Origin of the sequence: Haloactinopolyspora sp. (genome assembly GCF_027324685.1) — a bacterium.
Classification (GTDB): domain Bacteria; phylum Actinomycetota; class Actinomycetes; order Jiangellales; family Jiangellaceae; genus Haloactinopolyspora.
The window spans coordinates 42,696-48,959 of sequence record NZ_DAHVSH010000188.1; the positions used below are offsets into that span (position 1 = coordinate 42,696).

Annotated in this window: 5 protein-coding genes; 2 read left to right on the forward strand and 3 right to left on the reverse strand. The window is 69.5% G+C overall.

All coding sequences use genetic code 11. The features are described 5' to 3' along the window. Positions 1-61: 61 nt before the first annotated feature. From M6444_RS20660 to asnB, 3 genes are read right to left on the reverse strand one after another with little or no spacing between them, the layout of a single operon-like run. A complete protein-coding gene (locus M6444_RS20660; RefSeq protein WP_363326452.1) occupies positions 62-841 on the reverse strand; it encodes a CPBP family intramembrane glutamic endopeptidase in 780 nt (259 codons plus the stop codon). A 50-nt stretch (positions 842-891) separates the two neighbouring features. Next, entirely contained in the window at positions 892-2,604 is a 1,713-nt protein-coding gene (gene nadE, locus M6444_RS20665) for an NAD(+) synthase (protein WP_298331753.1), read from the reverse strand. A 32-nt stretch (positions 2,605-2,636) separates the two neighbouring features. Beyond that, positions 2,637-4,175 (reverse strand): asparagine synthase (glutamine-hydrolyzing), encoded by a 1,539-nt coding sequence (asnB, locus tag M6444_RS20670; protein ID WP_363326447.1) that lies wholly within the window; start codon positions 4,173-4,175, stop codon positions 2,637-2,639. A 411-nt stretch (positions 4,176-4,586) separates the two neighbouring features. Between asnB and M6444_RS20675 the strand changes: the two genes are divergently transcribed. Next, entirely contained in the window at positions 4,587-5,447 is an 861-nt protein-coding gene (locus tag M6444_RS20675) for a formylglycine-generating enzyme family protein (RefSeq protein WP_363326453.1), read from the forward strand. A gap of 356 nt (positions 5,448-5,803) precedes the next feature. Next, positions 5,804-6,264: PhoD-like phosphatase N-terminal domain-containing protein (locus M6444_RS20680; protein WP_298331761.1), on the forward strand; the 461-nt coding region annotated here is incomplete at its 3' end.

The following is a 6,264-nucleotide window of genomic DNA, read 5'->3' on the forward strand; positions in this document are numbered from 1 at the left end:
TCTCTCATGCATGATGCCACGGATCAGCGATGCCGGCCGGTGAGCGCGGGCGACATACCCGTCAGGGCAGGCCGAGCGCGTCGCGGAACAAGGCATAGCCGACGAACGAGACGACGTCGAGGATCGTGTGTGCGATCACCAGCGGCATCACCCGGCCGGTGCGGTGGAACCACCACGCGAACAGCACGCCCATCAACGCATTGCCCACGGCCATCCCGAACCCCTGGTACAGGTGGTAGGACCCGCGGAGCACGGCGCTCGTGGCGATGATCGCCGGGAGCCGCCACTGCAGCTGCCGCAACCGCGTCATCAAGAAGCCGACGACGATGACCTCTTCGACCACGGCGTTCTCCACGGCCGCCAACACCAGAACCGGGATGGTCCACCAGTGCTCGTTCAGCCCTTCCGGCGCGATGGTCGCGTTGACGTTGAGCAGGCGGCCCAGCAGGTAGATGCCGATGCCGGGGATCCCGACGACGGCGGCCAGGCCGGCGCCCAAGGCGAGGTCGCGTCCCGGCTTGGCGAAGTCGAAGCCGATGGCACGGGTGGCCGAGCGACCCGACGATGAGAGCAGATAGAGGGCCAGCACGACCGGCACCAGCGCGAAGCCGATGGACAGCAGTTGATAGGTCAGGTCGAGGTAGCCCCGGCTGCTGCGCGAGACGTTCATCGTCACGACCTGGTCGCGCAACGCCGTGTCCTCGGTCAGCTTGGCGATCAGGCTGACCACGGCGTAGACGGCGGACTGTCCCAGCGACAGCCCGAGCACGATCCAGATCTCGGCCCGCAGCCGACGCGGAGAGCGCCGGTCCACATCGGTCTCGTCGGATGCCTGGCTCACCACGCCACGAGAGTAGCCGTCCGAGCGCGCCGAGCGGGCGGCGCACAGCGTCAGAGCGGACGGGGATGCGTCCGCCAGGCATTGCTGATCGGCAAGCGGGAATCCTGGCCGAAAGCCCGCGAGGTGACCTTCACGCCGGGCGGTGCGTACCGGCGTGTGCGCTCGGCGGCGGCGAAGCGATGCAAGACGTACAAGGCGACGTCGGGGTCGTGTCCGGCAGCGACGATGTCCGACAGGTCCTCGCCGTGTTCGACGTGGCGGCGCACGATGTCGTCGAGGATCTCGTAGTCGGGCAGGTGCTCCGGGCCGAGACGTTGCGTCGTCGCCGGTCGCCGCAGCACTCCGGGCGGGAACACCGGGCTGCGCTCTTGGCGGTATCCGGCCAGCTCGTACACCAGCGTCTTCGGGCAGTCCTTCAGCGGCGCGAAGTCCCCGAGCAGGTCGCCGGCCAGCGACGCCGCCCCGATCGAGATCTCGCTCTTGTTCCCCGTGGCAAGGACGAGATATCCGCGCTCGCCGAAGGCCGCGCCGAGCACGGCGCCCCGGGCTCGGGCGTAATGCCGTTCCCGCTCCAGCGGGGAGATCTCCGGGTGGCGACGGCGCACCGCGAGCGGGACGTCCTCCGCGGCGGCCTGCATCTGCACCGGGATGACCTCGAAGGAGATTCCGAGGTTTTCGGCCAGCCGGCGGGCGTCCTCGGTCTCAGCAGCAGCCGTATCCGGCGAGGGCATGGCCACAGCGAACACGTTCTCTGCGCCCACGGCGTCGACCGCCAGCGCCGCGGCGACAGAAGAGTCGATGCCCGCCGACAACCCCAGCGCCACCCCCTCGAACCCGTTGTGCTCGACGAAGTCGCGCAGCCCGGTCGTGATGGCGTGCCAGACGGCTTCCACCTCACCCATCGGCTCCCTGGGCGGCTCCAAGGCGAGTGGCGACGGGCGCATGGTGGGCCGGGTGTGAACGTTCGTGACCGATCGCCCCACCACACGTGGCGGGGCGACTTCGAGGTCGAGCCAGAACCGGTCGGCGGCGAACTCCCGCCCGCGGTGCAGCAGGCGGCCCTGCGCGTCGACGACGATCGAGCCGCCGTCGAACACCAGGTCGTCCTGCCCGCCGACGCAGTTCACGTAGACCACCGGCAGGCCGTTGCGCACCGCCACCGCCCGGGTGGTGGCCAGCCGGCCTTCGGCCTTGCCCCGGTGGAACGGTGAGGCGTTCGGGACCAGCAGGACGCGCGCGCCGGCCGCGCTCTGCGCCTCCGGCGGACCGTCGGCGGACCACATGTCCTCACAGATGACCACACCGGCCACGACGTCACCGATGCGCCACAGCGCGTCGGGCTGGGTTCCCGGCACGAAGTGGCGGCCCTCGTCGAACACGTCGTAGAAGGGCAGCAGCGACTTGATGTACCGGCCGCGGATCTCTCCCCCGCACAGCAACGCGGCGCTGATGGCGACGTCTCGCTCGCGGCTGTCGGCCCAGCGGACCGGCGGCACCCGCTCGACCGTGCTCACCACGGTGGTCACCCGGCCCGAGCGGATGGCGAGTTTGGAGAGCGCATCGGCGGCGTCGTCGACGAACTCGCGGTGCAGCACCAGGTCGCCGAGTCCGTAGCCGGTCAGGGCGAGCTCAGGGAACACGAGAACGTCGGCTTCGACGTCGTGTTCGGCCCAGTCCATGGCCGCGCCGATGCGCTCGGTGTTGCCACGCAGGTCGCCGACCCGGTTCGGGATCTGCGCCACGGCGACGCGAAGAGTGGTCATCGGAACCTCCACTCAGGCCGGAGGACGCGGAGTCACCACTCGGCGAAACGGCCGACGAGGTTACGTGGGTCTATGCCGGTGAGCTCGCGTTCGAACAGGCGGTAGTAGGCCAACTCCTCGGGAGAGCGCAAGGGCGGGTCGATGACACCGCGTTGCGCCTCGAACTCCTCCGGCGAGACCGTAGAGGCATAGTACTCGCCCAGCGCGTCCCGGGCACCGGTGCCTTCGCCGAACTGAGCCTTGGGCCGCCACAACACCCGTTCGGGCAGCCATCCGGTGAACGCCTTGCGGAGCAGCCACTTCTCCATCCGGCCGCCGTGCGACAGCTTCCACTGCGCGGGCAGGCTGAGCCCGAGCTCGACCACGTCCAGATCGAGAAACGGGGTACGAGCCTCCAGGCCGGTGGCGCCGGCCACGCGGTCGACCCGTTGCAGACCGCCGACGTGCAGCCCGCGGATCGTCTCGAGCAGCTCCTCGTGCAGGTCTTTCTCGTCCTTGATCTTGCTGTAGTAGTCGTAGCCGGCGAACAGCTCGTCTGCGCCCTCACCGATGAGCACGACCTTCACCGATCGCGCGGCCATCTTGGACACCAGCAGATTCGGGACCGAGCTGTGGACCAGCTGCGGGTCGAACGACTCGATGACCCGGATGACCTCCGGGACCCAGTCGATGAGCTCGTCGTCGGTGTAGACCCGCTCGTGGTGGTCAGTGCCCAGCTCAGCGGCCACCTGCCGGGCCTTGCGGAGGTCGTCGCTGTCGACGAGGCCGACGGCGAACGTGGGCAACTGGCGGCCCTGCCGATGCATGTGGCGTGCGGCGATCGCGGTGACGATGCTGGAGTCCAGCCCGCCGGACAGCAGCGACCCCACCGGCACGTCGGTCTCCATGAGGCGTTCGACCGCGGCGATCAGCCGCTCGCGGATCATGGCCAGCACGTCGTCGGACGGCTCGGCCTCGGGCTCGCTCGCGGCCGCAGCGATGACCGGCTCGACCTCGGGCAAGCTGCGGAACTCCCGCAGGCCCTCGTCCGGTGTCCACACGTGACCTGGCGGGAAGGGCTCGACATCGGGCCGACGGTCCGGGTCGAACGCCTTCAGCTCGCTGCCGAACACCACCGTGTCGCCGGGGCCGGTCCAGTACAGCGGTGAGATGCCGATGGTGTCGCGGGCGGCGAAGAAGCCGCCGTCGGCTGTGGCACCCACGAACGCGAACCATCCCCACAACCGGGACAACGCGTCCAGGCCATCGGCTTCGAGCAGGTGGAACACGCTTTCGTGATCGGTTCGGGTACGAAACACGTGGCCGCGTCGCTCAAGTTCACGGCGCAGCCGGCGGTAGTTGTAGACCTCGCCGTCACCGACCAGCAGCCGGGTGCCGTCCGGGTCGCTCAACGGCTGGAGGCCGGCGTCGAAGTCGACGATCGCCAGCAGCCGGTGGCCCAGCCACGCGTGGTCGAACGTGCGAACGCCTTGCCCGTCCGGGCCGCGATGGGTCAGCCGGTCCAGCATCCGCAATCCTTCGAGCGGATCGAATGGACCGTAAGCTGCCGCGATTCCAGAAATCGCGCTCACCTACCCGTTGCCGACCTTGACTTCCACCCTACCCACCCACCCCTCCCCTGTTGAATGATCATGTTCACTACCCGATTACCTGCCGCACCATGCGTGTACGGGTGGTGATGCGACACAACACCTCGTGGTGCACCTCGCCTTTCCCCTCGTGGTGCACCTCTTTCCCCTCCTGGTGCGCCTCGCCTTACCCCCGCCCGCGCCGCCGCACGAGCACCCCGTTCGTTCCGGCACCGTCGGCGGGCTCGACTACTGTGGCGAAGCGAACCAGCGAGAACAGCGAGGAGACTCGGAGAGGCGGTCACGGTGTCGGGTTGTTGCGGTCCCTCGGCCGATCACGGCGAGCCTGCGGCGGACGTCCTCGAACTCCCCTTCACCCCGCCGCAGCGCGACCCGCGCGATGTCGCCCGCGGCATGGTCGCCATCCCCGGGGGCGAGTTCGCCATGGGCGGCGACGACCCCGACGCCTTCCCCGACGACGGCGAAGGCCCGGTCCGCACGGTGCAGGTGTCGCCGTTCCGCATCGACGCCACCGCCGTCACCAACCGCCAGTTCGCAGCATTCGTCAAGGCGACCGGGTACGAGACCGATGCCGAACGATTCGGCTGGTCGTTCGTGTTCCACCTGTTCATCGGTCCTGCCGCGCGTCCGCACGTCATGGACGCCACCGTTCCCGGGGCGCCGTGGTGGCTCGCCGTCGAAGGCGCCACCTGGCGTGCCCCCGAGGGACCCGGTAGCGACGTCACCACCCGGCCGCAGCACCCCGTCGTCCACGTGTCCTGGCGCGATGCCGCGGCCTACGCTGCCTGGGCCGGGAAACGACTGCCCACGGAAGCCGAGTGGGAGAAGGCCGCCCGAGGCGGACTGCACCAGGCGAAATACGCCTGGGGCGATCAGCTCGTGCCGAAGAACCGGTGGCGGTGCAACATCTGGCAAGGTGACTTCCCGCGCGTCAACACCGTCGAGGACGGGCACGTCGGTCCGGCGCCGGTGAAGTCCTACGCCCCCAACGGGTACGGGCTGTACGAGGTGGCCGGCAACGTGTGGGAGTGGTGCGCGGACTGGTGGAGCACCACCTGGCACGCCGAGGAGCGGCCGCAGACGCGCATCGACCCGGTCGGCCCCCCGGAGGGTGAGTTCCGCGTCACCCGCGGCGGCAGCTACCTGTGCCACCATTCGTACTGCAACCGCTACCGCGTGGCCGCACGCACGCGGAACACGCCAGACAGCTCCACCGGGAACACCGGCTTCCGCTGCGCGGCCGACCTGGCCTGACGACGGTGACCGCTTGAGCGGTCCTAGCGCATCTGAGCGACGCGTGTCGGCGCAGTGAGAGCGTTACGCGGCAGTTTCGGTTGCTTCGACCGCTCAGACGCGCACGGATGGGACCCGCGGCTGCTTGGGAGCGCTGGATTCCCGGCCGAAGCCGCATCGTCGTGATCGACAACGACGACCTCGCCGCGCCGCGCTCGTGCAGGCCCCCTGAAACCCCGCGCTGCTGGGCACCAGTGAGCACCCGGGCGCAGAAATCGCACTATTCGCCGTTAACCTGCACGTTAACCACAATTTGACTTCTAGTATGGCCGTCCGTGATGTGATCGACGCCAATGTCACCCGGCCCTGGAGGAGTCATGTCCGACCGCCGACCACCGACCCTGGACCGTCGCCGATTCCTCACCCTCACCGGAGGCAGCGGCCTCGTCGCGGCCTCCACGCTGGCCGGTTTCTCGGCGTCGTCGGTCTGGGCTTCGCCGACCTTCGCCGACGATCCGTTCACCCTGGGTGTGGCCTCCGGCGATCCCACGCCGGACGGTGTGGTCCTCTGGACGCGACTGGCGCCCGACCCGACGGAGCCCGAGGGCCGCGCCGGCATGCCCCAGCGCGCGGTCCCGGTCAACTGGCAGGTAGCCGAGGATCCCGACTTCCGGCGGGTGGTGCGCCAGGGCACCCAGCGAGCGACGCCGGAGCTCAGCCATTCCGTGCACGCCGAAGTCGACGGCTTGGAGCCCGGCCGCGACTATTGGTACCGCTTCCGTGCCGGTCCCGAGATCAGCCCGGTCGGCCGCACCCGGACCGCCCCGGCACCCGGCGC